Here is a 2,890-nt window from a genome sequence, read left to right on the forward strand (position 1 = left end):
GACGGCTTGCAATGCTGTCCTGACTTGTCGGGAATTCGAGAATCAGCCTGAAAGGCTATGACGATGACAACCACTTTGCGCAATTTCTTTCACAACAATACAGCGCGCTGTACGTTGCTTCTCCTGGGGGCCATGCTCACCGCTTGTGGCGGAGGCGGCGGCGGAGGACTCGACCCCATTCTTGGCCCCCCGGCCCTGGGTGCGGCGCCCGTCGCGCCTGTCGTGACATCGACGAGCCCGGCGGCCACGGAACCCCCGGTCACGGATGTGGCGACGAACAGCAGCATCCGGGCGACCTTTAGCAAGACCATGTCCGCTGCCAGCCTGACGCCGTCGAGCTTCACGCTCGCCTGCCCGGCTGGCGCCCCGGTGAACGCGGCCGTCAGCTACGACGCCGCGAGCCTCACCGCGATTTTGACCCCCGCTGCTGCGCTGCCGCCCGGCACGCTGTGTGAGGCAACCGTCACCACCGCGGCCGTCGACACCGGCGGCTTGGCGCTGGCCGCCAACTTCGCCTGGCGTTTCCGAACCGCCCCCCTGGCCGACGCGACCCGGCCCACGGTGATCGCGACGCAGCCCCTGCCCGCCGCGACCGGCGTGGCGACCAACACCCGCATCACCGCGACATTCAGCGAAGCCATGAACCCCGGCACGCTGTCGAGCACAAGCTTCGTCATCACCAGCGGCAGCCCGGCGGTTCCTGTCAACGGCACCGTCTCCTATGTGGCGACGAGCCGCACGGCCATCTTCACGCCGACCGCTTCGCCGCTTACTGCGAACACGGTCTACAACGCAGTCATTACGACGGCTGCCACCGATGCCTCGGGCAATGCGCTCGCTGGCAACACGGCCGTCGCACCGAACGCCGGCGACCACGCCTGGACCTTCACCACCGGGTCGAGTGGCGATGCGGTGCCGCCTACGGTCGGCAGCTTCAACCCTGGCGACGGCACGACGAACGTGTGCCGCACCAAGGCGATCAACGCGACCTTCAGCGAGGCGATCGATCCGGCCACGCTCAACGCCACGACCTTCCTGGTGCGCGACAACGGCGCGGCCGTGGCCGGCGCGGTGAGCTACGACGCGGTGAACCGAATCGCCACTTTCGTGCCTTCGGCCGCAACCGGCTTCGCGCCCGGCACGCTGCTGACCGTGACCATCGTGTCGGGGGCTGCTGGCGTGACCGATTTGGCGGGCAATCCGCTCGCCGTCGATGCGGTGTGGAGCTTCACGACCGGCGCGCAGGCATGCACGCCGCCGATCGACCTGCAATCCATCGCCAGCTTCGGCGCCTTCGGCGGCGGCGCTGGGGTGACCAACCAGGGCACCAATACCGTGATCGGCGGCAACATCGGCACCACCGCAGCCTGCACGCTGATGACCGGCATGCACGATAGGTTCGATCGCTACACCGAGACGCCGCTGAACGTGGGTGCGGTGGACGGCACGGTCTACTGCGCGCCGCCACCGCCGGGTACGGTTGCGAAGTTCGAGATCGCAACCAAGGCCCGGTCCGATGCTCAGACCAGCTACAACCAGCTCGCCGCGATGCCGGCCGGCAGTGACCCTGGTGCAGGGCAACTCGGCGGGCGCACCCTGCCCCCCGCGGTGTACACCTCTGCCGGCGGCACCTTCTCGATCACCAGCGGCGACCTGACGCTCGACGCGCAGGGCGATGCCAACGCGACATGGGTGTTCCAGAGCGCCGCCGCCGTGACGGTCGGACGCCCCGGCTTTCCGCAGCGCGTGTTCCTGATCAACGGCGCGAAAGCCGCCAACGTCTTCTGGCAGATCGGCTCAGCGGCGCGAATCGAGGACGGGAGCACGATGGTCGGCACCCTCATCGCGCCTGCCGGCGTCACGATCTCGACCGCCGGCCAGACCGTGCAGACGACCCTGATCGGGCGTGCCATCGGCCTGAATGCCTCGGTCACCATGGTCAACACCACCATCGTCGCGCCATGAACCGGCCGATATTCAACCCTCTTCGCCCATCGACCGCTAGAAAGACCACGATGACTTCCATCCGCATGCTGCGTGCTCTCGGCTTGACCGGCCTTTCGCTCACTGCCGTCTCTGCCATGGCGCAAGACGCCGGCTATGCCTACGGCGGGCTGTCCATCGGCCAGTCGCATGCGCGCATCGATGACGAGCGCATCACGAACGGGCTGCTCGGCGCCGGCTTCAGGACCACGTCGATGTCGCTCGATGAAAGCGACACGGCGTTCAAGCTTTTCGGGGGCTACCAGTTCAACCGCTATGTCGCGTTGGAAGGAGGCTATTTCGATCTCGGGAAATTTGGCTACACGTCCACGACCGTGCCCGCGGGCACGCTGCACGGCCAGATCAAGCTGCGCGGATTCAACCTCGACCTGGTTGGCACGCTGCCGCTCAGCGAGCGCTTCTCGGTCATCGGTCGCGTCGGCGCACAGGTGGCAAAGGCGAGCGACAGCTTCAGCGGCACGGGCGCCGTCCAGGTCCTCGGCCCCAATCCGAGCAAGCGAGACACCAACTACAAGGTCGGCCTCGGCCTGCAGTACGAGGTCAATCCTTCGTTCCTGATTCGCGGCGAAGCCGAGCGCTACCGCATCAACGACGCCGTGGGCAACCGCGGCGACATCAACATGTTCTCGGTGTCGCTGGTATTTCCGATCGGCCGGGCGCCTGCGCCCGCGCCACGCGCCATGCCCGTATCGACCTATGTCGCACCCGAGCCCGTGGCACAAGCGCCGCGACCGGCACCGCCGGCCCCGGTGCCTGCACCCCAGCGCGCGAGCTTCTCGGCCGATTCGCTTTTTGCTTTCGACGCGGCAACCCTCCGCCCCGAAGGTCGAAGCGCGCTCGACGGCTTCGTGGCACAACTGGGTGGCCTGCAGTTCGATGCGATCGC

2 protein-coding genes are annotated in these 2,890 nt (G+C 67.3%); both read left to right on the top strand.

The genetic code is table 11. From position 1 onward, the window contains the following. Positions 1-132: 132 nt before the first annotated feature. Positions 133-1,965 carry an Ig-like domain-containing protein gene (locus ACSFBC_RS28390; protein ID WP_435513672.1) on the top strand — a complete coding sequence of 611 codons (1,833 nt, stop codon included), beginning with the start codon at positions 133-135 and terminating at the stop codon, positions 1,963-1,965. Between the two features lie 50 nt (positions 1,966-2,015). After that, on the top strand, positions 2,016-2,890 hold an 875-nt coding region (locus ACSFBC_RS28395; protein WP_435513673.1), incomplete at its 3' end, for an outer membrane beta-barrel protein.

The sequence above is a fragment of the Variovorax frigidus genome, assembly GCF_051216515.1.
In the GTDB taxonomy this organism is placed as follows: Bacteria; Pseudomonadota; Gammaproteobacteria; order Burkholderiales; family Burkholderiaceae_C; genus Variovorax.